At 67.8% G+C, this 24,671-nt stretch carries 22 protein-coding genes and 1 pseudogene; 7 read left to right on the top strand and 16 right to left on the bottom strand.

What is annotated here, in order from left to right; genetic code table 11:
* Positions 1-175: 175 nt before the first annotated feature.
* Both RAH32_RS02620 and RAH32_RS02615 read left to right on the top strand, forming a co-directional pair.
* Positions 176-388: a hypothetical protein gene (locus RAH32_RS02620; protein ID WP_306604839.1), complete on the top strand. Its 213-nt coding sequence runs from the start codon at positions 176-178 to the stop codon at positions 386-388.
* 7 nt (positions 389-395) lie between these two features.
* On the top strand, positions 396-647 hold the full coding sequence (locus RAH32_RS02615) for a hypothetical protein (RefSeq protein WP_306604838.1): 252 nt from the start codon (positions 396-398) through the stop codon (positions 645-647).
* On the opposite strand, the gene RAH32_RS02610 is transcribed toward RAH32_RS02615, so the two are convergent.
* From RAH32_RS02610 to RAH32_RS02600, 3 genes are all read right to left on the bottom strand, one after another.
* Positions 644-1,279 (bottom strand): cysteine hydrolase family protein, encoded by a 636-nt coding sequence (locus RAH32_RS02610; protein ID WP_306604837.1) that lies wholly within the window; start codon positions 1,277-1,279, stop codon positions 644-646. The genes RAH32_RS02615 and RAH32_RS02610 overlap by 4 nt on opposite strands.
* A gap of 106 nt (positions 1,280-1,385) precedes the next feature.
* Positions 1,386-1,964 carry a response regulator gene (locus tag RAH32_RS02605; protein WP_306604836.1) on the bottom strand — a complete coding sequence of 193 codons (579 nt, stop codon included), beginning with the start codon at positions 1,962-1,964 and terminating at the stop codon, positions 1,386-1,388.
* Positions 1,965-2,138: 174 nt separating this feature from the next.
* On the bottom strand, positions 2,139-2,558 hold the full coding sequence (locus RAH32_RS02600) for a pseudoazurin (protein ID WP_306604835.1): 420 nt from the start codon (positions 2,556-2,558) through the stop codon (positions 2,139-2,141).
* Between the two features lie 188 nt (positions 2,559-2,746).
* Here RAH32_RS02600 and dinB point away from each other — a divergent pair, with 188 nt between their 5' ends.
* Positions 2,747-3,862, top strand: coding sequence for a DNA polymerase IV (dinB, locus tag RAH32_RS02595; protein ID WP_306604834.1), 1,116 nt, complete (start codon positions 2,747-2,749; stop codon positions 3,860-3,862).
* Here the strand turns inward: dinB and RAH32_RS02590 are convergent.
* From RAH32_RS02590 to RAH32_RS02565, 6 genes are all read right to left on the bottom strand, one after another.
* Positions 3,792-4,463: a shikimate dehydrogenase family protein gene (locus tag RAH32_RS02590; RefSeq protein ID WP_306604832.1), complete on the bottom strand. Its 672-nt coding sequence runs from the start codon at positions 4,461-4,463 to the stop codon at positions 3,792-3,794. The two genes, dinB and RAH32_RS02590, sit on opposite strands and share 71 nt — an antisense overlap.
* A gap of 358 nt (positions 4,464-4,821) precedes the next feature.
* Complete coding sequence (locus tag RAH32_RS02585; RefSeq protein WP_306604831.1) at positions 4,822-5,340, bottom strand: hypothetical protein; 519 nt, start codon at positions 5,338-5,340, stop codon at positions 4,822-4,824.
* Between the two features lie 65 nt (positions 5,341-5,405).
* Positions 5,406-5,852 (bottom strand): type II 3-dehydroquinate dehydratase, encoded by a 447-nt coding sequence (gene aroQ, locus RAH32_RS02580; RefSeq protein ID WP_306604830.1) that lies wholly within the window; start codon positions 5,850-5,852, stop codon positions 5,406-5,408.
* Between the two features lie 57 nt (positions 5,853-5,909).
* Entirely contained in the window at positions 5,910-6,623 is a 714-nt protein-coding gene (locus tag RAH32_RS02575) for a transporter substrate-binding domain-containing protein (RefSeq protein WP_306604829.1), read from the bottom strand.
* Between the two features lie 127 nt (positions 6,624-6,750).
* Complete coding sequence (locus RAH32_RS02570) at positions 6,751-7,377, bottom strand: amino acid ABC transporter permease (protein ID WP_306604828.1); 627 nt, start codon at positions 7,375-7,377, stop codon at positions 6,751-6,753.
* A 46-nt stretch (positions 7,378-7,423) separates the two neighbouring features.
* Positions 7,424-7,678, bottom strand: a complete 255-nt coding sequence (locus RAH32_RS02565) for an ABC transporter permease subunit (protein WP_306604827.1) — start codon at positions 7,676-7,678, stop codon at positions 7,424-7,426.
* On the opposite strand from RAH32_RS02565, the pseudogene RAH32_RS21645 reads away from it, so the two are divergent.
* From RAH32_RS21645 to RAH32_RS02555, 3 genes and pseudogenes are all read left to right on the top strand, one after another.
* Positions 7,668-7,793 (top strand): annotated as a pseudogene (locus RAH32_RS21645) (IS30 family transposase); the annotation flags it as partial. The gene RAH32_RS02565 and the pseudogene RAH32_RS21645 sit on opposite strands and share 11 nt — an antisense overlap.
* A gap of 149 nt (positions 7,794-7,942) precedes the next feature.
* Positions 7,943-9,571 carry a Na/Pi cotransporter family protein gene (locus RAH32_RS02560; RefSeq protein ID WP_306604826.1) on the top strand — a complete coding sequence of 543 codons (1,629 nt, stop codon included), beginning with the start codon at positions 7,943-7,945 and terminating at the stop codon, positions 9,569-9,571.
* Positions 9,572-9,695: 124 nt separating this feature from the next.
* Entirely contained in the window at positions 9,696-10,196 is a 501-nt protein-coding gene (locus RAH32_RS02555) for a YciE/YciF ferroxidase family protein (RefSeq protein WP_306604824.1), read from the top strand.
* Positions 10,197-10,250: 54 nt separating this feature from the next.
* Here RAH32_RS02555 and RAH32_RS02550 read toward each other — a convergent pair whose 3' ends face one another.
* The 3 genes from RAH32_RS02550 to RAH32_RS02540 are packed head-to-tail and all read right to left on the bottom strand — an operon-like array spanning position 10,251 to position 15,525.
* Complete coding sequence (locus tag RAH32_RS02550) at positions 10,251-13,394, bottom strand: AAA family ATPase (RefSeq protein ID WP_306604823.1); 3,144 nt, start codon at positions 13,392-13,394, stop codon at positions 10,251-10,253.
* Positions 13,394-14,440 (bottom strand): effector-associated domain EAD1-containing protein, encoded by a 1,047-nt coding sequence (locus RAH32_RS02545; protein ID WP_306604822.1) that lies wholly within the window; start codon positions 14,438-14,440, stop codon positions 13,394-13,396. The genes RAH32_RS02550 and RAH32_RS02545 overlap by 1 nt, the downstream gene beginning before the upstream one ends.
* Positions 14,437-15,525 carry a trypsin-like peptidase domain-containing protein gene (locus RAH32_RS02540; protein ID WP_306604821.1) on the bottom strand — a complete coding sequence of 363 codons (1,089 nt, stop codon included), beginning with the start codon at positions 15,523-15,525 and terminating at the stop codon, positions 14,437-14,439. The genes RAH32_RS02545 and RAH32_RS02540 overlap by 4 nt, the downstream gene beginning before the upstream one ends.
* A gap of 95 nt (positions 15,526-15,620) precedes the next feature.
* On the opposite strand from RAH32_RS02540, the gene RAH32_RS02535 reads away from it, so the two are divergent.
* Positions 15,621-17,900, top strand: coding sequence for a coiled-coil domain-containing protein (locus tag RAH32_RS02535; protein ID WP_306604820.1), 2,280 nt, complete (start codon positions 15,621-15,623; stop codon positions 17,898-17,900).
* On the opposite strand, the gene RAH32_RS02530 is transcribed toward RAH32_RS02535, so the two are convergent.
* From RAH32_RS02530 to RAH32_RS02515, 4 genes are read right to left on the bottom strand one after another with little or no spacing between them, the layout of a single operon-like run.
* Positions 17,897-18,805 carry a trypsin-like serine peptidase gene (locus tag RAH32_RS02530; protein ID WP_306604818.1) on the bottom strand — a complete coding sequence of 303 codons (909 nt, stop codon included), beginning with the start codon at positions 18,803-18,805 and terminating at the stop codon, positions 17,897-17,899. The two genes, RAH32_RS02535 and RAH32_RS02530, sit on opposite strands and share 4 nt — an antisense overlap.
* Positions 18,806-18,810: 5 nt before the next feature.
* Positions 18,811-20,325, bottom strand: a complete 1,515-nt coding sequence (locus tag RAH32_RS02525; protein WP_306604817.1) for a tyrosinase family protein — start codon at positions 20,323-20,325, stop codon at positions 18,811-18,813.
* Positions 20,322-22,412 (bottom strand): hypothetical protein, encoded by a 2,091-nt coding sequence (locus RAH32_RS02520; protein ID WP_306604816.1) that lies wholly within the window; start codon positions 22,410-22,412, stop codon positions 20,322-20,324. The genes RAH32_RS02525 and RAH32_RS02520 overlap by 4 nt, the downstream gene beginning before the upstream one ends.
* Positions 22,409-24,661 carry a hypothetical protein gene (locus tag RAH32_RS02515; protein WP_306604815.1) on the bottom strand — a complete coding sequence of 751 codons (2,253 nt, stop codon included), beginning with the start codon at positions 24,659-24,661 and terminating at the stop codon, positions 22,409-22,411. The genes RAH32_RS02520 and RAH32_RS02515 overlap by 4 nt, the downstream gene beginning before the upstream one ends.
* Between the last annotated feature and the right edge of the window lie 10 nt (positions 24,662-24,671).

Below are 24,671 nucleotides of genomic sequence, written 5' to 3'. Positions count from 1 at the left end.
CTTGCGGCCTTTCTGGTCTGAAGAATGCTGTCCGTCGGGGGACGGCCTTGCCAATGCAGAACCACCGGGGGCCGATCAAGTTTCCGCCTTGCTGTTTATCAGTTCGAAAAAACCGTTGCGGAACATCTGCCGCCATGAGGTCGTTTGGCACCTGAACAAGGATCGGAGCAATGACATGCGAAACTGCGATATCATGATAGCAGCGGGGGGGATCCTGCTGGCGGGCGGGCTGATCGCCAAGGCCATCGGCAGCAACCGGTCGTCGCATCACCGCTATGTCCGTCCGGCAGGCCCACGGGAAATGTCGGCCCCGCCGCGCGACTGGGACCGCGTGGACGAAGCCGTGGACGAATCCTTTCCCGCCAGCGATCCGCCCTCGACCTATTGAGGTTGCCATGCCCATCGGACAGGACGCCCGGCTGATCGCCTATTCCAAGCTGATCGATGCCCTGCCGGACCTGCTGGACTCCAGGGGCCGCCAGGCGCTGTGCGACTGGCTGGCCCCGCGCCAGGTTCTGCATGACGGCCAGGAAGACCCCGGCGCGGTGATCGTCGAGGGTCTGGAGACCGAACTTGCCATCGCGGAAATCTTTCGGCAGCTTGCCGAAAGACTGGACTGCCCGCCCGCCGACGCGGATCGCGGCTAGACCATCGCGGCGATTAGGCGGTTGGTCGGGATCATCTCGATCTGCTGGCCAAAGCGTTTCGCATACATCTCCATCGCGGCGTCATGCGTGTCATCCGTCGATGAACAGACGGCGTCGGACACGACGATGACCCGGTATCCCAGATCGACCGCGCCGATGACGGCAGCCAGCAGGCAGATGTCGGTTTCCCCGCCGGTGACGATCAGTGTATCGACGCGATCCTGTTGCAGCATCGGATGAAGGCGCCCGTCCATCCAGGGCGAATAGACCGCCTTGTCGAAGACCCGCGCGGTCGGCAGGTGGATTTCAAGTTCCGGCAGCAGCCGCAGCCAGTCGGGATCCAGGTTCTGCCGCAGCATCTGCGGCCATTTTTCATAATAGCGCCGCCATGCGCCGGGGGCGTGGTCCAGGCTCTCGGGCGGGATGAATCGGGTGAAGATGGTGCGGGCGGGAAACATCTCGACCACCTGGCAGACATTGGGCAGCACCTCCCGCATCCAGTCCACCGCCCACTCGGATCCCTTGTCGAACAGCCGCTGCATGTCGATGCACAGATGCACTGCCCGATCGCCCGGCGGACCATAGCGAAGCCCTTCTTCCACCTTGCCTGCCTCGGCCCCTTGCACGGTCATCGGTTCCCCCTGTGATTGAGCATCACCCAGAACGGCGACGCCCGAGGGGAAGTTTCCAAGTCCGCCCGCGTCCAAACATTTGTTCTGTCCACCGCCTTGCACGGCATCAGTGCAGATGCGTCCGTCCCCGCAGCCGGTATTCCTGGTCAAGCAATCGCAGCAGCCAATCGCCGACATCGTCCGGCGCCCGGCCTGCGGTCCGCTGCGCCACGGCGCGCTGCAAGGTCGCCTCGACCAGCCGTTCCGCCGATGGATCGTCCGGCATGATCCGGCGCGACCGCTGCATCATCTGGGTGGCGATCGCACCCAGGCTGTCGTCATCCGCGGGCCTGAGGTTTTGCCGCTGGCCGTGAAGATCGGCCAGAAGCGGGGCCGCATGCCGGTGGCGGGGATAGGTATGGCGTCCCTTGAAGCGCTGGGGCAGGGCGGCATTGCCCCTTTCCGTCAGAAAGACAAAGGGGACATCACTGCGCTGCAAGCTGTCGGCCAGCCACAAGCCGGTTTCGGGCTGCACGGCCATGTCCAGGATCGCCGCCTGCACCGTTGCCGCAACCTCGATCGCCTCGTGCATGTCGGCGAAGGGGCCGACGACCACATGGCCATAGCTGCGGATCTCGGTGGCCAGCCTTTCGGCAAGCACGGCATCTGCCTGAACAAGCATGACACGCAAGGCGTCGATCGCCATCTGGCCTCTCCTTCCATCGGCAGGGTATACGCCCCCGATCAAGGAAGCCTCCTGAAGATAGGAGCGATTGCAATCATATGAACCGAAAGGCAACCTAATCCTTGTGATCCACGCGATCGCGGCCGGAAACCGCCGATGCGGCAAGGCGGCCGGGGGCCGCCCGCCGCAAGCCTGTCACTGGACCTGCGCGATCTCGGCATCCATGCGTTCGCGGGCCTTTTTCGACATCTTGGCGGTCTTGGCGGCGTCGAGGTTCGCGGGCGCGTCGCCCATGCCCATCGCGAAATGCGGCGTGCACTTGACGCCGTAAAGGCCCGGCTCGGTCACGGTCAGCGCATATTCCTCGTTGATCTTGCTTTTGAAGGCTTCGACGCCTTCGGGAAGGATGTCCTTGATGGCCTCGACGTTGTGGCTCTTGTCGGTGGGCACGAAGCGGATCACGTCGCCCGGCTGGGCCTTCACATAGGCGGGCTCGAACACCATCATCCCGGCCTCGCCCTTGTTGAGCATGTGGACCTCGTGCTCGGCCGCAAAGGCGGTGCCGGACAGAACAAGGGCAAGGGCGGGGGCAGCGAGGATCAGGGAAAGTCTCATTGTCATTCTCCGGTCAGGTCAGGCCAGGAAGGCGGCCTGTTCATGGACCGGATTACCCTTTGGGTCTGGCGCACACTTTGACCAAACGCAAACAGCGGCGCGGTTGACGTTCGAAGGCGATTTTCGTTCTGTCTTTGTTTCCGTGGAAGGGTGGACTAGACTGCCCTTCGGCACACCAGGGAAACCAGATGGCGGAACCCCAGGATCAAATCGCATCCGCAGCCGAACAAGCGGTCCGCAAGATCATCCATGTGGATATGGACGCCTTCTATGCTTCGGTCGAACAGCGCGACAATCCCGACCTGCGGGGCAAGCCGGTCGCCGTGGGCGGGTCCGCCGCGCGCGGCGTGGTTGCCGCAGCCAGCTATGAGGCGCGGACCTTCGGCGTTCGGTCGGCCATGCCCTCGGTCACGGCGAAACGGCGCTGTCCCGACCTGATCTTCGTCCGGCCCCGATTCGAGGTCTATCGCGCCGTATCCCAGCAGATTCGAGAGGTCTTTGCCGAACATACCGACCTGATCGAGCCGCTGTCCCTGGACGAGGCCTATCTGGACGTGACCCGGAACAAGCAGGACATTCCCATCGCCACCACCATCGCGCTGATGATCCGCGACCGGATCCGGCAGGTGACGGGGCTGAACGCCTCGGCCGGAATTTCCTACAACAAGTTCCTGGCGAAACTGGCCAGCGACCTGAACAAGCCCAACGGCCAGGCGGTCATCACCCCGGCGCGCGGTCCAGCCTTCGTCGCGGCCCTTCCGGTCAGCAAATTCGACGGCATCGGACCCGCCACGGCGGCCAAGATGGAACGGCTGGGCATCGTCACCGGTGCCGACCTGCGCGACAAGCCGGTCGAGTTCCTGCGCCAGCACTTTGGCAAGGCCGGCGACTGGTATTTCCGTATCGCGCGGGGCATCGACCATCGCCCGGTCGAGCCCTGCCGCATCCGCAAATCCGTGGGGGCCGAGGATACGTTCGACCGCGACATCTTCGATTTCGACGCCGCCTGCCACGAGATTGCCCCCCTGGCCCAGAAGGTCTGGCGGGCCTGCGAAGGAAAGGGGCTGACTGGCCGGACGGTGACGCTGAAGGTGAAATACGCCGACTTCCAGCAGATCACCCGCAGCCGCACCCTGTCCGCCCCCGTCCACGGCGCCGAGGATCTGCGCGCCATCGCGGTCGGCCTGATGCAGCCGCTGTTCCCGGTGGAAAAAGGCGTGCGCCTGCTGGGTGTCACGCTGTCCTCGCTGGAAGATGACAACGCCGAGGTGCAGCAGCTTTCGTTGAGCCTGCCCGGTTTCTGATCGCCGCCCGGGTGCGGCCGTTATGTGGCGACTCTCGCCGGCATTGCGGTGCCAAGGGTGGGCCTTGGTAGCCGATCATGGCCGCCCGGCGCAGTTCGTCAGCGGCGGGCCTGCCGAAGCCGCAGAAGTCCAGGTATGCGGGGATCTGTTCGAACGGCATGTCGGTACCCGCCTGATAGCGGCAGCCGCGTTCGGCGGCGGAGAGGAAGGACGTCATCCCGGATTTCAGCACCACCTCGACCACAAAGGCGCCGGGGTCGATGCGCGCCACGTCCACCGGCAAGGGATCGCCCGCGTTCATGTCCACGGGCGTGGCGTTGACGATCCGTCCGAACCCCGCCGGATCCTTGCTGCCGGTTTTCACCCGCAAGGCCGGGTATGCCGCCAACCGGTCGGCCAGGGCCTGCGATGAGGCCGGGTTGGCATCCAAGGCCGCCAGTCGCGCCACGCCTGCCTTGGCGAGGGACGCGGCGATGGCCGGTCCGACGCCGCATGCGCCCACGACAAGCGCGCTGACGCCTTGAAGGCGGTGCCCCTTGGCCAGCACGCCCAGCACGAAGCCCTTGCCGTCGAACATGTCGGCTTCCAGAAGTCCGTCCACACCCCGCCGCAGCGCATTGGCCGCGTCCGCGATCCGGGCGGATACGGATAGCCGGTCGGCAGGGGCGATGGTGGCTGTCTTGTGGGGCGTGGTGGTCAGCGCGCCGTGGATGTTGGACAGGCGGGACAGCAGCGGCAGGAAACCCGCGTAGTCCCGGCCTTGCAGCCCATCGGCACCACCGCGGCGTCGCTGCCCTGCGCGTCGAGCCGGGGATTATAGATCATCGGTGATTTGAAGGTATCGGTGGGAAAGCCGATATGCGCGATCAGCTGGGCAGTGATGCACGATTTCGCCCAGGAAGTTCAGGGCGCGTTCGTGTTTGGGGCGGACGTTTCCATCCTGATCAGATAGTTTTCGGTCATGATCTCCTCTCCTGCGGGATCAAGGAACGATGCGGGCGCCGGTCGCGGCTGACCACTTGACGGCCGCGATCACGCGCAGGGTTTCCAGCCCCGCGGCCCGAAACCAGCGGCGGTTCCGCGCCCCGGATCACGCGGGCGAACTGCGTGACCGTGCGAGCCAGGGGATCCTGGCTGCCCACGTCGATGCGCCGGATGTCCGGGGGCGAATACCAGCTTCCGTCGCCCGTCGCGGTGCGCGGCCTCAGCGACGGCAGGGCCAGCGACCCATGCGTGCCGCCGATCAGATAGCAGTCCCGGTCCGTCTGCGGAAAGGCGGGGTTTGCGCCCGATGTCATCTCCCGGCTCCAGGAGGAGACAGTGGCATCGCAGACGCTGGCGGTGGCCAGCAGCCCGCTGGCGAATTCCAGAAGAATGACCGTGGTGTCCTCGACCGCGTTGCCGCGCACGCCATTGAACTCGCGCGCAGTGACGGCTGCGATCTGGCCCATGGTCGATGACGCAGGCCAGGTCGGCATCGAGTGATGCCGCGACATGCACCGCGTGGCCGATCAGCCCGCGCCCATGACGGCGATGCGGGGCATCACGCGTTCGTCCCGGCCAGCGTGACGATGCGGCGCAGCGCCAGGCGATAGCCTTCCGTTCCGCAGCCCGCGATCACCCCATCGGCGCGCAGGCTGACATAGGAGTGATGGCGAAACGCCTCGCGCTTGTGGACGTTCGAGATGTGGACCTCGATCACCGGGCCGTCGAAGGCGTTCAGTGCATCCAGGATCGCGACCGAGGTATGGGTATAGGCGGCCGGGTTGATGACGATGCCCGACGCGTCCTCTCGCGCCTGGTGGATCCAGTCGATGATCTGGCCTTCGGTGTTCGATTGCAGGAAACGTATCCCGACCCCCAGGTCGGCCGCCAGGGCCGCACAGTCGCGTTCCACGTCGGCCAGCGTCTCGGATCCATAGATATGGGGCTGGCGCTTGCCCAGCAGGTTCAGGTTGGGACCGTTGAGGATATAGACAGGCTTCGGCATGGTTTGACCTTCCGGGGTAGGGGGATGCCCGGCGGACCGTGCGCCGGGCGGGGGGATTTACTGGGCAATGCTGAAGGGGACGCCTTCCATTTCCAGCGGCAACTGCGGCGGATCCATCTTCATCCAGGTGTTGTAGATGTCCTGGAATTCGTCGGTTGCCATGAATTCGGTCAAGAAGGCGTTCACCGTCTGGTTCCGGTCCGCCTCGCCCAGGCGGGGGCCGACGCCGTTATGAAGCACGGTCAGCGGTATCCTGTTTTCGAACCTGCCGGGTGCGCCTTCCTCGATCCGGTTGTTGTAGAACTGGTTGCCGCCCACGGCATTGACCTGTCCCGACATCACCGCCCGAATGGTCGCCGCGTCGTCAAAGCGCATGATGGTCGTGCCTTCGGGCGCCATCGCCGTCAGCGCGGTATCCTGGGCCGCCGGATGCGGCACGCCGATCCGGCAGTTCGCCAGTGATTCCGGCGTGGAGAGATCCGCGTCCTTCGATCCCACCACCGCCATCTGGTTTGCGGCATAGGGGACCGGGAACTGGATCGACTGCACCCGTTCGGGGTTCATCGCCATGGCGGCGAACAGAACGTCCACCTTGTCGGTGGTCAGCGCCGGGATGCGGTTGGCGACGGCCAGGGGCAGGAGTTCGGCCTCGACCCCCAGGTATTCGGCGGAGGCGCGACCCATGGCCGCGTCGTAACCGTCGGCCTTGGTTGCGCCCGGTGCGGCAAGCTCCAGGACGCTGGCGGCGGGGATGCGGGTGAAATGCAGCATATCTCTCCTCCCGGAAAGGGGACCGGCGGTCCTTGCTGTCTTAAAGCCTATTGTCGCCGCGGTGAAGCTGACGCCGTCAGGGGTGCCCCGAGGGTCCGGGGCGGGAACCCGAGGCCATTTCTGCAACTCAGCGACGGTCACGGACCAGGTGGCGCTCGATGCGGCTGCCCCACAGCGACAAGGGCCAGCACAGCAGGAAATACAGCGCCCCCACAATGCCGAAAACGATAAGCGGCCTGAAGGGCTGGTTCGACACGATCTGCCCCACCCGCGTCAGTTCGATAAAGCCCACGATGGCGGCCAAGGAGGTTCCGTTCAGAAGCTGCACCAGAAAACCAATGGCGGCGGGCAACGCCTGGGGCAGGATGATGTCGCGCATCAGGCTGCGATACCCGATGCCCGGGGGGTGCGCGGCCTCGGACTGGCCCAGCGGCACGGCCTGGATGGCCGCGCCAGACCTCGCCCAAACCGGCCGTGCGGTCAGCGCGATGGCGACGGCCCCCGGGCGGGGGGCCAACCCCACCAGCGGCAGGCCGAAATAGACGATGAAAAGCTGCATCAGCAGGGGCGTGCCCTGGAAGATCGCGATCCCGGCAGCGGCGACTGTGCGCAGCCACCGACTGCGGGCGACGCAAATCAGGGCCATAACCAGGCCGAAGGCGATCCCGCCCACGAAACCGATCGCAGTCAGCGCCAGCGGCCAGCCCCTGGCGCGCAGCAGGAACAGCAGCTCGGGGGGTCCGAGGGCTGACATGATCGTCCCCAGTCAGCGCATGGGACAGGTGATGGGGCCCAGCTGATCAGGGCGAACAGCGAACTGGCTGGACAGCGATGGAAAGACGACGCAGCGCGGGCTTCAGGATGATCTTGCGAAAGATCTCGCTCTGCTTCAGGCCCAGGGCCAGCCCAGCCTCGGTCTGGCCCTTCGGAATGCTTTCGACGCCGCCCCGGATGATCTCGATCGCATAGGCTCTGCCGTTCAGCCCCAGGGCGATGATGGCGGTGGCCGTGGGGTTCAGCCGGATGCCCGCCAGCGGCGCGGGGCTGAATGCCACGCTGCGCAAGTGCTTGGGCTACCGGACACCCGCAGAGGTGTTCAAGGCCAACCTGCTCGGCCGCAGCTACAGACGCGAGAAACTTTCCCGGCAGCCAAAGTCGCAATTGGGGTAGCGCGTCCACCGCCCGAATGCCGGCCACCCTGGCTGTCGCGACGCTTCGCGCGGCGGCGGACAGCGCCAATCAGCAAAGGAAACTTTTAGGCAACTCGGCGATTGGCAAAAGGGGGTGGTGCGTGTTTCCCTGTGGGTAAAGGGGGTGGCATGGCGTCTTTGATGATCATCTTGCAACTGGGCGGCGCCGTCGCCCTGTTGCTGTTCGGTCTGCATCTGGTCCGCGACGGCATGACCGAGGCGTTCGGGATCCGCCTGCGCATGGCCCTGGGTATAGGCACGCGCACGGGGCCGGGTGCGTTCCTGGCCGGGCTTGCCGCGACGCTGGGCCTGCAATCCTCGACCGCGACGGCATTGCTGGCTGCGTCCTTCGTCGATCGCGGCATGATCCGCGCGCGGATGGCGCAGATCGTGCTGCTGGGCGCGAATGTCGGAACCGCGCTGACCGCCTGGGTCGTCTCGTCGGGGGCAGGCGCACTGACACCTGTGTTGCTGGTGGCGGGCTATGCCCTGTCCAGGCGGACCGGGCCGATGCTGGCGGGAACCGGGCGCGGGTTGATCGGCATCGGGTTGATGCTGCTGTCCCTGTCGCTGCTGGATGTTGCGGCGGCGCCTTTGCGGGAATCGCCCCTGTTGGCGGCATTCCTGCCGATGCTGGATCAGGCCTGGCCCGTGGCCCTGCTGATGGCTGCGGGCCTGGCCTTTGCCTGTTCCTCGTCGCTTGCGGCCGTGCTGCTGGTGCTGTCGCTGAGCCTTCCTGCCCCGCTGACAGTGGTGCTGGTGCTGGGCGCCAACCTGGGGGGCGCGGTGGTGCCGGTGATGCTGACCAGGGGCCTTGCTGCACCCGCGCGGCGCGTTGCGGTGGGCAACCTGGTGATCCGCGCCATCGGCTGCTTCATCGCCTTGCCCTTTGCCGGATGGATCGGCCCCGCGCTGCAGCAGGTGCCCTTGCCCCTGACCGGCCTTGCGGTCGAGGCGCATCTGGCCTTCAACCTGGCCCTTGCCCTGCTGATCTGGCCCTTTGCCGGCCTGATCACCCGCGGGCTGGACCGCCTTGTCGCGGCGGATGACCGCGAGTCCGAACCCGGCCCCTTGTGGCTGGACGAGGCGGCCTTGGACACCCCGCTTGTCGCCCTGACCGGCGCCGCAAGAGAGGTCCTGGCCATCGGCGACACGGTCGAGCGGATGCTCGCCCAGACCCGGCTGGCCTTTCAGCAGAACGACCCCGCCCCCCTGGCCGAGGTGCTGGAACTGGAACGCCGCGTCGATCGCCGCCAGCAAGAGGTGAAGACCTATCTGTCCCGCCTGGGAAACCAGGCCAGCGAGGAGGAACGCCGCCGCGCCATCACCATCCTGGACTACGTCATCAACCTGGAACATGTGGGCGACATCATCGACAAGGGCCTCGCCCCCGAGGTGCGCAAGAAGATCGGCCTCGGCCTGCGATTTTCGCCCCAGGGCTTTGACGAACTGGACCGGATGTTCGTGATGACCCAGGAGAACCTGCGCATGGCGCAGACGGTCTTCATGACCCGCGACCGCGACATGGCGCGCAGGCTGATGGAACTGAAGGTCGAGATCCGCAATCTTGAACGCCAGTCGTCGCAGCGGCACCTGTTCCGCCTGCGCGAGGGGCTGGCGGCCAGCCGCGAGACGTCGTCGCTGCATCTGGACATCCTGCGCGACCTCAAGCGGGTGAATGCCCATGTCATCTCGGTCGCCCATCCGATTCTGGACGAAGATGGGCTGCTGTTCGAAAGCCGTCTGCGCAGCCGCTGACGCGGATGCGGCTAAATAATTGTGATTTTGAAAAGGCTGTGGGAACGCTCGCCCTGCGGGTTTGTTGACTTGGCGATGCCGCTGCCCCGGACAGGGACGGTGGCGCAACCAAGAGGAGCTTTTCATGGCCGACCAAACGCTTGACACCCTGTTCCACGAAACCCTGAAGGACATCTATTACGCCGAACGCAAGATCACCACGGCGTTGCGCAAGATGGCCCGCGCCGCGCAGAGCCAGGATCTGAAGGCCGCGTTCGAGATGCACGAACAGGAGACCCAGGGCCAGATCGAGCGTCTGACCCAGGTGTTCGAGTTGATCGGCAAGCGCCCGCGCGGCAAGACCTGCGATGCCATCGAAGGCATCATCGCCGAGGGCGAAGAGATCATGGACGAATTCAAGGGCAGCCCGGCGCTTGACGCGGGCCTGCTGGCTGCGGCCCAGGCGGTCGAGCATTACGAGATCAGCCGCTATGGCACCCTGAAGGCCTGGGCGCAAACGCTGGGAATGAACGAGGCTGTCTCGCTGCTTGACGAGACGCTTCAGGAAGAATCCGCAACGGATGAAAAGCTGACCGGTCTGGCCGAAGCGGTGATCAACGCCGCGGCGACCAGCAAGGCGGCCTGATCGTCTGCACCACTCTGTCGGGCGGTCCCCTGGCGGGGCCGCCTTTTTCATGCGTCAGAATGCGGCCTTAGTCGTCTCGAACCAAGCCATGTCATCCGGCGAAATTGTGTTCTGCCGCCAGGGCAGGGGGCGCTGGCGGATTTCCGGCGGCGGCAGGGTGCCGCGCCTGGCGTCCAGTTCGGCGGCCAGCAGGTCCGTGACAAGGGCCATCATCGCATAGCGTTCATCCGCTGTTCTGGCCGTGGCGATCATCATCAGGACATCCACCGCCGTGCCGGCGGGCAGGGTCGTATCCCCCAGAATGACGCGCGCGCGCGGGTCCGAGGTGACGGCGGCCGCGCTGCCGCTTTCTTCGCTGCGCAGTTCGGGCGGGATGACGACATGGCTGCCCGTCACCCGCAGCGCCATGGCCAGAAGCTGCGGATTGCGCATTCCCAGTTCCGCCGCCAGTTCCCGCATCAGGCCCGGCGCCTCGTAAAGGGCGGCAAGGCCGATCCTGTCGATGATCTCTTCGGCCTCGGCCACCAGGGCGGACGGGTCGGACCCGTCTGGCGGCATGGCATTGCGATGCAACCGCAACAGGTTTGCGATGGACCGCAGACGCGCCATGTCGTTATGGGTCAGGCTGGCGATGCGGTAGGCCTCGGCGGCGGCATGGCGGATTGCCTGCCTGTCCTGTTCGGCAGGGGCCACGGTCACAGGCGGACCCACGGCGCGGTCCGGCACCCGGCCGCGCCGTCTGGACCATAGCCAGAGGCTTCCCGCCGCAAGCATCGCCGGAAGCAGGATCCAGACAAGGTGATTTTCCTGGCGGGCCAAGGCCGGCACTGCCGGATCGATCGGCGGTCCCAGGATGATGTCGGCCGCGTTTTCGTCCGATCCGGCAAGGAACACGAAGGCCAAGGCCGCCAAGGCGATCAAAGTCATCAGCAGCATTGAAATGATGGCGGCAATTGCCACCCCTCGTCGCCGCATCGCTGGTTTGGCGTTTGCCTCGCCACCGGCCTGCACGCTGGGTCCGGGATGCGGGGCAACTTCGGTGTTTTCCCTTTGGCTGCCGCCGTGCAGCAGGCTTTCGAGCAGCCGCAGGTTGACGACCAGCAGACGGTCGCCCACTGCCTCGGCGCTGGCCAGGCCTGCCGCAATGACCTCCAGCGCAGTGTGGGGCTGTCCCAGGACCGCCAGGGCCTCGGCCTCGGTCAGAAACAGGGGCGATCCGGGCAGGCGGGTCGTGCGCTGGTTCAGGACGGACAGCGCCTGTTCGGGCAGGTCGTCGCGCAGCAGGTCGCGGGCGGTCTGTTCGGCGTTCTGTTCCCACTGATGCTGGTCGGCGGCCTTCTGCAACTCGGGGCGCAGGTCCATGCGCAGGCGGTTGGCCAGGCAGACCTGGGCACGCGGCGGCAATTCCTCGACCGCACGGACCAGATAGGGTTCGACGCCGGGTTCCCAGCGGGCGTCGATTTCAGGTTCCCCTGCGCCGCTGGCCAGCAGGTGATAGATTTCCTCGGCCCGTGCGACGGCGCCGGATTGCGTCCGGTAGTATGCGATGGCGGCCTGGTCGATCCGGGCCGCCAGCTCGCGCTGATCGGCGCGCAGATCGGCCAGGATGACGCGGCGCACATCTTCGCGATAACGAAGGGCGCCGGTGCCGGCTTCGGGTTCGGCCAGGGCCACTTCGGACGCGAACAGGTCGAACAGGCGCGCGGCCTCGGCATCGTCGGGGATGGGGACGCCACAGGCATCCGCCAGGACATACCGCAGCACATCGGGCGTGATGCGTCGCAGGATCAGGCCGGGATAGGCCAGGCGCCGCACCTCGGGGTCGCGGATATGGCCCAGGACGCGGCCGTAAAGCTGGGCCTGGACCTTTTCGGTCCTGATCTGGCCGATCAGCCGCGCCAGATCGGCGTCGCGCCGGAAGATGTCGGCGCCTTCGGCCGCAAGGATCTTGCCCGCCAGATGGGTGGCAAGGGGATTGCCGCGCGCGACGTCGAATATCTGGTCGGCCAGATCATCGGGCAGGGGACCAAGGCCCGCCACCTTTTCCAGAACCGCCCGCGCAGACACCGGATCCAGCGCACCCAGCGTCAGCGTGCGCCGCGGGGCCGAGGTTTCGTCCACGCGTCCGGCGATGATCACGCTGAGGCGGGGGTTCCCCGCCCGCAGGCTTTCGACCAGTTGCAGCAGACGGGCGACGGCGCTGGGACCTGTGGTCTGCGCTTCCTCGAACGTGTCCAGCACCAGCAGAATGGGCTGGGTTCCGGGGATCAGGCCCACGATCTCGCGGGCGACATCATTGATCGCGGCCCACAGGACCGTCCCGCCCGAGACGGATTCCAGCACCTCGGTGGTTCGGCTGCGAAGCTGCAGCGAGGCGATATAGCCCTTGATCCCGTCAAGCGGGGCGTTCAGGTCTGGATGCTGGATGCGCAATTGCCGCCCGGCTTCCTGAAGCAGGGTGAAGGGGTCGTCCAGGACCAGTTGCGGGTCGTCCAGGTTCAGGACGATCACGGTGGGGGGGTCGGGGCTTTTCTCGACGGCGTCCAGGATGAACTTGGCCAGAACCGTGGACTTGCCGACGCCCCCGGGTCCCTGCAGCATCAGCACCATGCCTTCGGACGCCAGGTTCAGATGCTGGGCGATTTCCATCAGCACGTCTTCCCGGCCGGCAAAATGTTCGCCCACCAGACGCCGCAGCGGCGCCAGCAGGCGGGCGCGGGACAGGCGCGCGGCGATGTCGTCTGGGCTGGGCAGTGCGTCCAGGATGCCGTCGACCCAGCCCACGGCCTCGTCCAGGGCGGCCAGTCGGATCGGGTCCTGGGATTCCAGCCAGGGGCCTATGGCATCCGGGCCTTCCAGCAGCGCCTGGAACGCCGTCTGCGTGGGGTGATCCGGGGCCGGGTTCAAGGCAAGCTGCGCCTTCATGGCCAGGCGGTCGCCCAGGCTGGCAAGCGCCTGCCTGCGGATGCCGGTCCGCAGTTGCCGCGCATGGCGGGATGCGCGGCTGGGGGTGGAGGCATCCAGAAGTTCCGCCATCGCAGGTGACAGCGGGGACAGGGTTCCCGCTTCGGACTTCAGGGTCAGCGGTTCGAAATGCGTCAGGACCGCCGCCGCCGCGATCCAGGGCCGGGCCTCGGCCGCCGCGGGGGCGGGACCGGCCGAAAACGCCGTCTCCGACAAGGCCTGGCGCAGGTCCATCACATCCCTGCCTTGGCGGCAAGCGCCGCCTGGGCGATCTTCTGGATGCGCATCGTCAGCGTCGTGGCCCGCGCCATCGGATCAGGCACCGTGTCCCACCCTTCATAGCACAGCGCCAGGATTTCGTCGGTCGAGGTCATGCCGGAGGGCATGGCGAACTGGCTGACCAGGTCGTCCAGGTATTCCTTGACATGCAGCTTGTCGAAGGGCTGCACGTCCTGGCCGAACACCCGCCCCGGAGGAGGGCCGGATATCGGGCTGTCCCAGGCCAGAAGGAACAGCCGCACCTGCCGGGGCTGGCCGTTGCCGATGGTCTGTCCCAGCCCGTGCATCAGCATCCGCACGCTGTCGTCGATTTTCTGGCTGTCGAAGCCGTCGAAGATCAGCCACCAGGTTTCCTTCAGCTCGCTTGCGGCGATGGCGAACCATCGCACCATTCGCGTGACGGCCGCGGGATCCTGCGGCCCATCCGCAAGGGTGGGGGGCGTCCCCAGCTTCATCTGATCCGCAAGATCCAGGATCACGTCGCGTGCCGTGGTGGTCGCTTCGAAACTGAGCGGGACGTTGATCCGGGCACCGACACTGCATGCGACATGCGCGATCAGGTACTGGCTGTATGTCCTGCCGCTGGCGGGCGTTCCGGTGACATGCAGCACCTTGGGGCCGTGGGCCTGGGTCATCGACAGCAATGCGTGTCGCAAGGGACGCTGGTTCACGAAGGGCGCACCTTCCAGCAGCAGTTCCAGATGCGCAGGCACCGTGCTGGGGGCGCGTGTCCCGGCAAAGCCGTCGATCAGCGCCAGCAAGGCCGGGTTGACCCCGTCGGCGGCGCGCAGCCCGTCCAGCAGCCGTCCGATCCAGCCTTCGTCGTTGGCTGCCTGCACAAGCTGGAAGTAATCGGCGTCAAGCGTGCCTCCCGTCACGACCCGCGCCAGCGACTTTTCGATGGGTGGAGCGGCCAGGATCATGTCCAGCTTCACCCGGTTGGGGAAGGCCTCGGTCAACCCCTTGACCAGTTGAAGTGTTTCGGCGGAACTCAGCTTCATGGCGGCGCCTGCGTCCAGAAGGGGTCAACCTTGTCCTGCAACCAGTGAACGATCCGCGCGATCGGAATCGCCTGGTTGAACAGCGCGATGCGGAAATAGTTGGGATCGCCCGCGTGATGAAGGCCGATCAGGGCAAGTTCCCGGTTGAAGACGGGGGAGCCAGACGATCCCCCTTCGGTCGCCACGTCGTGGCGCCATCGCAGGCCGTTGCCGTGCAGGGCGGTCAGCCGCCCGACGCCCAGCTTCAGCGGTGCGCCTTCGGGGTGCTGCAGGATGAACAGGTCGTCGCCTTCGCCGGCCTGCAAGGCCGGGTCGATGGCGATCCAGCCGCGCGGGGGGTTGTCCGGTCCTTCCTCGCCATCGCGCGGCATCTCGCCCACCGGTTGCGCCAGGCGGATCAGCGCGAAATCCAGGTTCTCGGGCGCGGGGGGATCGGTTTCCTCCAGGCTTTCGTCAGACGGATCGGGGGGCTGCGCGCGGACCAGCCAGTCATCGGCGACCGGCACGGCGGCGCCTGCGCGCACCTGCACGCCGCCCGCATCGACCAGGTAATCGAAGCGGCAGATCATTCGCGTGCCCTTCTCCAGCCCTTCGATCACATGCTGGTTGGTCATCACCAGATCGGGGCCGACCAGGAAGCCCGTTCCGATCGCCCGAGGAGGAGAGCCGGAAAGTTCGATCCGGCAGGTCTGCCCCTCCAGCGCGGACAGGCGGGCCAAAAAGGTGGCGATGTCGGTGAATGCGCTGTTTTCGCGCACCAAGCGTTCCAGCCGGGTTTTCGGCTTTTCCGCGATCACGGTGGCCGCGCCGTCGCTGACGCGCGCGCCGCTGGTCAGCCCTTCCTCGACCATCAGATCGGCAAGCTGGGGGTTGCCCGGCACCGCCTCGTGCGCGGCGCGGGCCAGCGCCTCCAGCCAGCCTTCGGCAGCGACCTGGACGACAATGTTGTGATATTCGACGTCCACCGTGCTTTGCGGGGTCAGGGTGTCGTAATGGACGTTGAACCGCTGGCTCAGCAGCATGGCGAATTTCGCCCGGCTGGGGAATGCCGACAAGAGCGCCCGGCTGAGCTTGGCCTTATTCACGGCAGCCACCTGAACCACGGACCATGGGTCTGAATCTTACTGCGAATCAACATTCGTGTCATCCTTTCGGCATCGCGGATGCGGGGGTTGGACAGATGCTTTCCCGACTGAAGCTGGCCCTGATCGTGATGGCAGGGATGATCGCCGGACCGCTGGTGGCGCAGCCCCTGGGCGCAGTCCCGCCCGCGCCGCCGCCCGCCATTCAACGCCTGGCCGAAGGGACCTTGCCCATCGTCACCTGTCCCGAGGACGCGGATCGTGGCTGCGTGGAGATTCTGTTCGACGGGGAACAGCCCCCGGTCGCTTGCTGGACCCTGCCGCCTTTCGGAAATGCGGCGGTCCGGGTCGAGACCGCGCCCATCCAGCAGATCGGGAATGGCACGACCCGCCGGATGACCATCTGGTTTCATCCCTTGCAAGAGGTGCCGCCGGCCATCCCCGCCACCCTGCATTTCGGATTTCCCCGCGCGGGCGCGCCGCTGGCCTGCGACCAGACGCTGGTGGTGCAGCGTCCATCCAGCCTGCTGGCGCTGCCGGCGGAGGTGGATCTGGGCGTCCTGCATGCCGATCTGTTCGGCCGGGTGGCGGGATCGGACCGGATGCAGCCCGTCTTTCCCGCGCCGAACCAGCCCGCCATCGGCCCCTTGACCGTTTCGACGCGGACCAGCCTTCATGCGGCGGACAGGCAGGGCAGTCCCGTGCCCGTATCGCTGGAACTGACCGGCGGCAGCACCGTCACCGCCAGCCGGTTCGCCGAACTGACGCTGGTGCCGGGGTCCGCCGGGGCCTTTCCTGCCCTGGGCGCGCTGTCCGGGCAGGCCTGGATCACGGCGCCGCAACTGGTGCAGCCATTCGCGCTGACGATCCGTGCCACCAGCCGGATCGGCTGGATGTCCGTGCTGTCGATGCTGGTGCTGGGGATCGTGCTGGGCGCGCTTGTCAACCGCCATATCCTGCCCCGGCAGGTGCTGGCCCGCGCGCGTCTGGATGCGGAACGCGCCTTTGTCGCGGCGGCCCGACTGCGCGACGAACAGCGCGACAAGGCCTTGGCGCAGGAACTGGATGACCTGATCGCCCGCCAGCGGGCCGAGCTTCTGGCGGCGACCGAAGAACCGGTCATCGCAACGGCGGTTCAGGCGCTGAACCAGGGGATCGCCACCCAGGTGCAGGCCGCCGATGCCCGGCGTCAGGACCTTGCGGCAGTGATCGCACCGCCTCTGGCGGCCCTGCGCACGCTGCCTGCGGTTTCCGAACTGCCCGCACAACCGCTGGATGCCTGGGGCGCGGCCCTGGCCAAGGCGCAGGCGCTGATCGAGGCGGGGGAAATCGAACGTCCCGCCCGCCTGATCGAGACCGAGGTGGCCCAGGCCGAACGGGCCGCGCTGGCGGCACTGTCGGACTTCGCGGCCCAGGCGGGACATGCGATCCACGACCTGGACCGCTGGACGCGCGACGCGGCCGTCCAGGCCTTTGCCCCCCTGCAAGCTGCGGGGGCGGGGTTCCTGTTGCCGGTCGAGGCGACCCCGCCGGGCGTGTTGACCTCCCTGCGCGATGCCCACCACAATCTGCGCCGCGCGGCGGCGACCGGGCACCCGGCCATTGCGCGCGTGCTGCGCACGCTGGCGGCTGGCGCGGCGAACAGCCACTTTCCCGACGCCTTCGCCCGGACCGAGGCAATCTTGCGCGATCTGGACCAGCGGCCCGTGGATGCCCTGGATCGGTTGTCCCTGCTCGTCCAGGATTATCAGCGTCATGCCCGGACCGCCAAGCTGGCCACGTTCGAGGATCTGGCCGATGTCCAGCCCTCGGGCGTGGAGGGCGGCGTGGAGTTCGTCCCGCCCGTCGAGCGCCGCATCGAGCTGCCGGAGCCGCATGCGTTGGCGATCGAGACCGATCCCCGCCTGCCGGTGGCCGGACGCGACCTGACCATCCGGGTGATGGATCTGCCCGCCGGCCACATCGCCCATCTCTGGACGCCGCAGGGATCCGCGCGCTTCACCGGCCGGGACGATCCCGCGCTGACAATTCGCCCCCTGCATCCCGGACTGATCCCGGTCCAGATCGTGCTGGCCGACGCGCAGGGCCATGTGCTGTCGCGCCAGTCCACCACCCTGACGGTCCAGCCTGCCGCCGACCACGCCATCCCGGCGTTGACCACCGAACTGCGCCGGGCCGACGCTTTGGCGACAGGTGCGGCGGCCGTGCTGGCGCTGATCTCGGGCGTTGCGGTGTTTTCGCTGGTGCCGCTGACAAGCTGGTGGGCGCTGCTGGCGCCGCTGCTCTGGGGGTTCTTCGTGAACCTGAACCTGCCGGACGCGATCCAGGCGCTGCAGGCACGGCGCGATGCTGTCTTCAAGACGCTCAACATCGGCTAGATCACCGGCACCGGCAGTCCCAGCCGCTCGCAATCCGCCTTTACCCAGTCCCGCAGGATCGCCAGGACGGCATCGTCGAACCGGGGGGCGGAATTCGCGGTGATGTGCAGGTCGATGGGTGTTCCCGGAATGCCATAGGCGTGCAGGCCCACGCAGACCGCCGGGCTGTCGGGGGCATCCTGTGCCCAGACCGGCGCGCCCGATTGGCCGCTGACGGTGTCGATGTCATAGAACAGCCGCCGGGGTGTCACCGCCATGATGCGATTGGCGTGGTGATACTGGACCTTGGCGAATTCCTTGTCGGTCGGATAGCCGGACACGTTGACCATCCGGCCGATCAGGTCGGCATCGGCGCATATCTTGACCGGAAAGATCCCGGTCCGGTCGCCCAGGGCCTCGGACAGATGGATCGCGGCAATGTCGTGGTCGGCAGCCAAGCCATCGACCCAGACATTCAGGGTCGAGAAATGCACGGATTCGATCTTGCCGAAGGGGTAGCTGTCGCCGGTCCGCCCGGCCGCGACCACGATCCGGTCGGCCCAGCCGCCGAAGAAGGACGGATAATGCACGCAGTGCCCGGCGGTGATGACCGTCGCCGGTCCCGCCAGCCAGCCGGTGCCCTTGAAGGTGCCGCGCGGCCCGATCAGGTCAAGCTGGCAGATCCGCCGCCAGGGATCGCCGCCCGCATCGGGCACGCGCTGGCGTTCGTCGTTGCCGATCACGGTTTCCAGCCCTGTGACGGGATTGCGCGCCCGCGGGCCGGGCCGTGGGGGCTGGAAGCCTGTCGCAGGTGTGGGTCCGGGGGCGGGGACCGGGGCGATCTGTCCCGCCTCGACCGGGGCCACCGGATCGGGGGCCGCCGGGGGCGTGTCGAAGGGCCGGTTGCTGACGCTGAACAATTCCATCGCTGTCACCGGATCAGCGACACACGGCCCACGGTGATCTCGGGCAGCGGTCCTGCCTCGACGCCTGGGTCGGCAGCGGGCGCGCGGGGCACGATCTGCACGTCGAGCGAGCCGCCGTCATAGATGCCCGCCTGGATCTGGCGGTTGATCAGGCCGCTGACATCGAAAGCCTCATCATAGGTGTCGCCACCTTCCGGCGGGGTGAAGGGCGCGAACAGCCCCACGAAGTAGGCCGGATCCATGTCGCGGGCGCTGCCTTCGGGGGCGTTCAGATAGACCTCGAACACAGTGCGCGGGGGCGTGTCGAAGCGGATGTCGTCCAGCCGCAGCACGACCGGCTCGGCCAGCTGGTCGGCCGTCGTCGTGGCGAACAGCTCGGGTCCGCCTGCCTCGACCACGGGCTGCGTTTCGATGCTGACGCCTTGGCGCGACAGGGTGACGGGGCCAAGGGATGCGGCCAGTTCGCTGACCGGAACGCCCGCCTCGACCCCGGTGCCGGCATTGGCCAGGATCACCTCGCCCGCCTCGGGACCAGTGGCGTCGTCATAGCGATAATCGAGCCGGGTGACGGTATCCATCACCTCGCGCGTGGTCATCTCGACCAGGTTGCCGTCCTCGTCCCAGAAGCGGTGGACGCGGCCAAGAAAGGCGCCGTCGCTGATGTTGGGCCGCCCCCGCGCGTTCCAGCGGGTCCACAGCCGGTCGATGTTGCAGTGATGCAGCCAGAAGATCGGATCCAGCGCGGCGGTCGCGGGGTCGGACATCAGCCCGTCGCCGCCCAGCATCACGTGGATGATGTTATGGGGCTGGCTTTCGATTTCCTGATAGAACCCCGGCCTGGCCCCCGCTGGCGCGGCAGAGGTTTCGTTGAAGGCCGCCGAGGTGCTGACCGACGCGCTGTCCAGTGGCGTGCCGGTGTTGATCCCCGGCCCGCGCGCGCTGCGGAACAGGGCGTTCGCGGATTCCGAGGCGGGATTGCGGAATGCCTCGGGCAGGGCGCGTTCGGCGGAACTGTCGGTGTAGTTCCAGTAGGGCAGCGTGAAGTCCGCCTTGCCCGACGCCTTGCGCACGATCCGTTCGAAGAAATAGACATACATCCGGTGCCAGGGCAGGAAGCGCAGGTTGCGGTGCTGGCACAGGTTCGCGCGGTCGAGGTAAAGCTGCAATTCCACCGGCAGATTGGCGAAATCACTGGCATCGGCCGGGTTCGGCAGATGGATCGCCGCCTGGAAGCGCCAGCTTGTGACATCGGAATAGGGCTTGGCCATCATCGCCTTGACGCCCGTGCGATAGGCCTCGATCATTGCGCGTCCCTCGGCGGTCTGGGCCAGGGCATAGATGTTGCGGCGCACGCGGGTGCCCTGCGCGGTGCCGGTGCCCGACCCGCTGGACCCGCCGCCCGGCTGGGCGGGAACGCTGGCAGGAAAGGCCATGCCGAGGGCTGCGGCCCCGCCAAGGGCGGCGGTTCCCAGAAAGCCGCGCCGCGACAGGCGGGCGTTGTCGTGGTGATCGGATGTCATGACAATCCTCCTTGCAGGGGGGCCGGGCCTGGGTGGCGCGGCGGCATCGGAATGGGCTGTGACAAGGGCTTTGGCGACGCTGGACGGGTCAGGTGGCGGCCCAGCCAGCCATCGGCGTGGAAATAGACCGCCGCCCGCAGGCGCCCATCGGCACGCAGGGTCAGCGTGTGCAGGCTTCGGGGGGCCGGGCCCTCGGACCGCAGCGCGGCCATCAGCGCCAGGGCGGGCTTGGCCGAAAGGCCCATCCCAGCGGCCCAGGCGGCGATCGACGCGGCCTCGTGCGCGTCGCGCCAGGTGACGCCCTGGGGCGCCTGGACCGCCAAGGTCAGTTCGGGTGCCAGCCCCCGGACCGGATGGATATGGACCGCCAGCCCCGACAGCACGCGCAGGGCCGAGGCATGACTGGCGATGCCGGGAATTTCGGGGGTAAAGGTGTCGGGCAGGTTGGTCAGTCCCACGGCCACGGCCATGCGCGCCACCGCCGCCGCGTCGTAATGCGGCAACTCCCAATAGACCTTGGCACCCGCCAGACCCTGCGCCGTCAGGGCAAGGCCCATCTGCTGCGGATGGCCAGCCCCAAGGGCGGCGTTCAGCGCCAGCAGATCCGCCCCGACATCCGTGCCTCCAGCAGCCGCGACGATCCGCGCGGCAAGCTTCAGCCGGTCGGCGGGATCCCGACCGGCCAAGGCCAGGTTGGCATAGGCCTTCAGGATCGGTTGCGGTTCCTGCGGGCCGTCCATCAGGTCCATTCCGCCCCAGATCAGGAAACGTTCGCCCGGATCGCACTGGTGCGCCGATGCGATCAGCGGCGCCAGACCTGATCGCAGCGGCTGCGGATCCATCTCCAGCTTCCGGGCCGCGCGGACTAGGGACGCACGGGCCACCCAGGCCCGGCCCGGCGCCGACAGGCGCGGATCGCCCAGGTCGCAGGCCAGGCGCAGCGCGGGGCGGAGGTCGGGGTCAAGCGTCGCGGAAAATTCGACCGGCCAGCCGCGCGCCAGGCTGGAGACGGCCTTGTTCGGCCAGGGGACCGGCGGTGCCAGCAAGGGGTTCAGCAGTGTCGCGCCCGCCCGCCGTGCCAGATGCGCGGCTTGCCGGGACAGGCCCAGGGTTTCGGCCAGCGTCCCAAGGCCCTGCGCCACAGGGGGCACGGGGCGCCGGATCGACCGTGGCGCCTGACAGGCGGGCAGGGCCATCAGGGCGCGCAGGGCGGCGGCGGTCGTCATGACGCCCCGCCCTTCGAGGCTGGAATCGCCCGGAGGGGATGCCGGATGGCGCGGCGGGGCCAGCAGCACCGCATCGGCGGGCCATTGTCCCGGCCGGTCCATCCGCACGCAGGCCTCGGCCAAGGCCGAAAGGCCTTCTGCCGGATCCAGCAGCCCGCGCGCCTGCGCCAGCGTCACTGCGTCCAAGGCGGACATGTCCGGCGTGGCGGGGTCGGGAAGGCGGGGATACGGGGCGGGGCGGCCAGCTGCAACCCATACCTCGATCGCTGCAAGCGTGGCGACGCCGGGACCGGGCCACCAATAGGCGCGCCAGTGTCCGCCCGCGTCCTGACCCAGGGCCAGCCGCTTGCGCCACAAGGTCGCCAATTCGTCCCGATCCACCGCCCCCGCAGCGGAAAGGGCCAGGGCGCAGGCGCCGTCAACCTCGGGGCAGGGCAGGGACCAGTGGTCCCAGGACCGCATCGGGCCATAGGTGGACCAGCCGTCCGTGGGGTTGCCCTGCGCCGCCAGGAAGACGACCGACGCGGGCGCATCCTGTCCAAGTGCGGCGAACAGGCGCAGGGCTGCGGCGGTGCTGTCGCTGTCGGGCGGGACGCTGGCGTCATAGCCCCAGCCGCCGCCGGGCCGTTCGCGGGCGCGCAAGGCGCACGCGGCCCGTCCGGCGCAGGCCCTTGCGGATGCCGCCAGGGCAGGGGGCAGGCGTCCAGACGCTGCAGCCTCGGCCAGGGCGAAGCCCGCGACGGCACCGATCCATTCGCGGCTTTCGCCGGGACGCAGGCGGAAGGCGCCCCACAACCCGTCCGGTCCCTGCATCGCCATCAGGCGGCGGGCGGTCACGGCAAGGATGTCAGCGGTCATCATCCCGTTCCCCCATCGCGCGGCGGCACGAAGACGAACAGCGTGTCGCCCACGTTCTCGGCAGGGTCCGTCCAGGGACCGAAACCCGTCGGCCAGACGCCCCGCGCGGCCACCGTCAGGCGCAGGAATCCGTCGCCCGCCGTCCCGCCTCCGCCCGCTGTTGCTGGAATTAGGTCGTCCAGGCTGCGGGGAAAGGTCACCGTCCGTTCGGCTTCGCCGGCCATGAGCGTGACCTGCACGGGACCGGCGGCGCCGGGGCGCGTCATGCGCACCTCGACCGCGATCATGGGATCGGGATCCGGCGTGGCACCGGCCTGGGCCAGTTGCGGCGACAGGATCCGCAGCCGCCAGCCCGAGGCGCCCGCAGGGGCAAGCGCATGGATCCCGCGCAGGGCGGCATCGGGATCCACGGCGGCGGTGACGCCGGTCAGGACGGGGACCACGGTGTTCCAGACCGAACCCTCGGGCGCGGCCACCGGGGCAAAGGTCAGGGTCGCGTTGCCCCCGGGCGGGATGGTCAGGGGCAAAGCCTCGGCCGGGCGGGCGACAAGGACGGCTGCGGGCATCAGGGCGTTTTCGTCTAGCAACAACAGGGACGCCTCGGCCCCCGCGACGGTTACCGCCTGGGCAGCGCGATTGGTCAGATCGACGCGTTCCGGGTTGATCGTCGCGGTCGCCACGAATTCCGCCACGGGCAGCGCGCCCAGTCGCTGGAAGGTCAGGACCAGCGGCACCCGGCGCAGTGCGGCAGGGGCGCCGTCCGCGGCCCGGGTCAGCGTCACCTGAACCGATCCGGTCAGGCCAACGGGACCGGTCAGGATGGTGGCCAGAAGGGTGTAATATTCCTCGCTGACGTCCAGCGTCAGGTCGAAGGGCGAGGTCATGTCGATATCGACGCCATCTGCGCCTTCATCGTGTTCGACGGCGATATCCTCGGGGAAGATGGTGTTCAGGGTCAGCCGCGCGCCCGCGACGCCCCCCGCGATCACCTGCGGATGGACATAGGCGCCGCCGCCTGTCCGGGACAGGGCCGCCTGCAGGCCCGCCACGCGGGCAGGATCGTACCAGGGTTCGGTGCGCAGCAGCACGCGCAGGCGGCGGCTGCCATCAGGTGCGGCGTATTGCACGGGCAGCATGTGCGGCAGGCCGCGCGCGGCGTCATAGGCCAGCCGGTATTCGTGCGGCAGCAGATAGACGGTGTTGACGAATTCCGCCGGACGCAGGGTGCCCCATTCGCTGTCCTGCCACTCGGTCGGCAGGATCGCCGCGCCGGAAATCGCGCGGAACACGCCGAGGTTCTGATCCAGTGTCCGGTCGAAGAAGAATGGCACCTGCCGGACGAAGCTGGCTGTGACGTCCCGCTCCTCTGTCTGCGCGGGGCCGATCCAGAAATCGGGGATGTCGATGACTTGCCGCCCCTTCCAATGCTCCAGCAGCTCGGGCGAGATGCGCGCGGCGTTGCTGACAAGGGCGGCGGTCTGAAGGGAGGGCGGGCCTGCGGCGTCAGGGGCCACGACCATGGCATGTGCCGGGATCGTCACGTCCAGCCGGTGCAATTCGCCAATGTCCAGCGTCTGCGGCCGGTGCATGGGCAACTCATGCGGGTCGAACGGGTGGCGCGGCCAGGGGCGCGGCCTGTGCCAAGGCGGTCGGGGCCGGTCCGGCGGGTCCGCAGGGACATCGCTGCGCAGCCGGTAGAAGGCCGAATATTCGGCGACCAGCACGCAGCCCGCCGCCGGGTCGGTCATGGCTTGGACCAGTTGCGCCACCAGATCGGGACTCAGGGGCGCCAGAATGCGCATCTGCCCGCCCACGCCGTCGCTGTCGTCAACGGGCGTGGGGTCGGGCAGCACGAATTCCCCGCCCGCCCACTGGATGCGGGGCGGGCGGGACAGGGAACCCAGAAGTTCGGTGCCTTCGGGGGTGCCCGGCGGCAGGGTCTGGCGCAGGGCGATGTGCAGATAGGTCGAACCGTCGATTTCCTTCAGGAAGGCCACGTCGGGGCCGGGAAAGGTTCCGCCCCGCTGCCCCAGCGCCAGCAGGGGGCGGGCAAGGTGGCGTCCATCGACGGTTGGAAAGGCGCGGCCGTCCTGCGAGGGTTCATTGGCTGCCAGGAACACGGGCGGGGCGATCATCGCCATATGCGCGGCGCGCATGACCATCCCCATGTCGGCGGCCGCGCGGCGCGGGCGGGGGCTGACCTGGACCGGCTGGGCCGTTTCCTGCGTGACGCTGAGCAGAGCGTTTGCCATGGCCGCCCCC

It is taken from the genome of Paracoccus yibinensis (assembly GCF_030846195.1).
In the GTDB taxonomy this organism is placed as follows: domain Bacteria; phylum Pseudomonadota; class Alphaproteobacteria; order Rhodobacterales; family Rhodobacteraceae; genus Paracoccus; species Paracoccus yibinensis.
The sequence above is the reverse complement of the archived record's forward strand: the minus strand, read 5'-3'. Positions and strand labels throughout refer to the sequence as shown.

Bases quoted from the DNA above. Each gene is read 5' to 3' on its own strand.
- RAH32_RS02620 (WP_306604839.1), top strand. From the start codon at position 176: ATGCGAAACTGCGATATCATGATAGCAGCGGGGGGGATCCTGCTGGCG.
- RAH32_RS02615 (WP_306604838.1), top strand. From the start codon at position 396: ATGCCCATCGGACAGGACGCCCGGCTGATCGCCTATTCCAAGCTGATC.
- RAH32_RS02610 (WP_306604837.1), bottom strand. From the start codon at position 1,279: ATGACCGTGCAAGGGGCCGAGGCAGGCAAGGTGGAAGAAGGGCTTCGC.
- RAH32_RS02605 (WP_306604836.1), bottom strand. From the start codon at position 1,964: ATGGCGATCGACGCCTTGCGTGTCATGCTTGTTCAGGCAGATGCCGTG.
- RAH32_RS02600 (WP_306604835.1), bottom strand. From the start codon at position 2,558: ATGAGACTTTCCCTGATCCTCGCTGCCCCCGCCCTTGCCCTTGTTCTG.
- dinB (WP_306604834.1), top strand. From the start codon at position 2,747: ATGGCGGAACCCCAGGATCAAATCGCATCCGCAGCCGAACAAGCGGTC.
- RAH32_RS02585 (WP_306604831.1), bottom strand. From the start codon at position 5,340: ATGCCGACCTGGCCTGCGTCATCGACCATGGGCCAGATCGCAGCCGTC.
- aroQ (WP_306604830.1), bottom strand. From the start codon at position 5,852: ATGCCGAAGCCTGTCTATATCCTCAACGGTCCCAACCTGAACCTGCTG.
- RAH32_RS02575 (WP_306604829.1), bottom strand. From the start codon at position 6,623: ATGCTGCATTTCACCCGCATCCCCGCCGCCAGCGTCCTGGAGCTTGCC.
- RAH32_RS02570 (WP_306604828.1), bottom strand. From the start codon at position 7,377: ATGTCAGCCCTCGGACCCCCCGAGCTGCTGTTCCTGCTGCGCGCCAGG.
- RAH32_RS02560 (WP_306604826.1), top strand. From the start codon at position 7,943: ATGGCGTCTTTGATGATCATCTTGCAACTGGGCGGCGCCGTCGCCCTG.
- RAH32_RS02555 (WP_306604824.1), top strand. From the start codon at position 9,696: ATGGCCGACCAAACGCTTGACACCCTGTTCCACGAAACCCTGAAGGAC.
- RAH32_RS02550 (WP_306604823.1), bottom strand. From the start codon at position 13,394: ATGGACCTGCGCCAGGCCTTGTCGGAGACGGCGTTTTCGGCCGGTCCC.
- RAH32_RS02545 (WP_306604822.1), bottom strand. From the start codon at position 14,440: ATGAAGCTGAGTTCCGCCGAAACACTTCAACTGGTCAAGGGGTTGACC.
- RAH32_RS02535 (WP_306604820.1), top strand. From the start codon at position 15,621: ATGCTTTCCCGACTGAAGCTGGCCCTGATCGTGATGGCAGGGATGATC.
- RAH32_RS02530 (WP_306604818.1), bottom strand. From the start codon at position 18,805: ATGGAATTGTTCAGCGTCAGCAACCGGCCCTTCGACACGCCCCCGGCG.
- RAH32_RS02525 (WP_306604817.1), bottom strand. From the start codon at position 20,325: ATGACATCCGATCACCACGACAACGCCCGCCTGTCGCGGCGCGGCTTT.
- RAH32_RS02520 (WP_306604816.1), bottom strand. From the start codon at position 22,412: ATGATGACCGCTGACATCCTTGCCGTGACCGCCCGCCGCCTGATGGCG.
- RAH32_RS02515 (WP_306604815.1), bottom strand. From the start codon at position 24,661: ATGGCAAACGCTCTGCTCAGCGTCACGCAGGAAACGGCCCAGCCGGTC.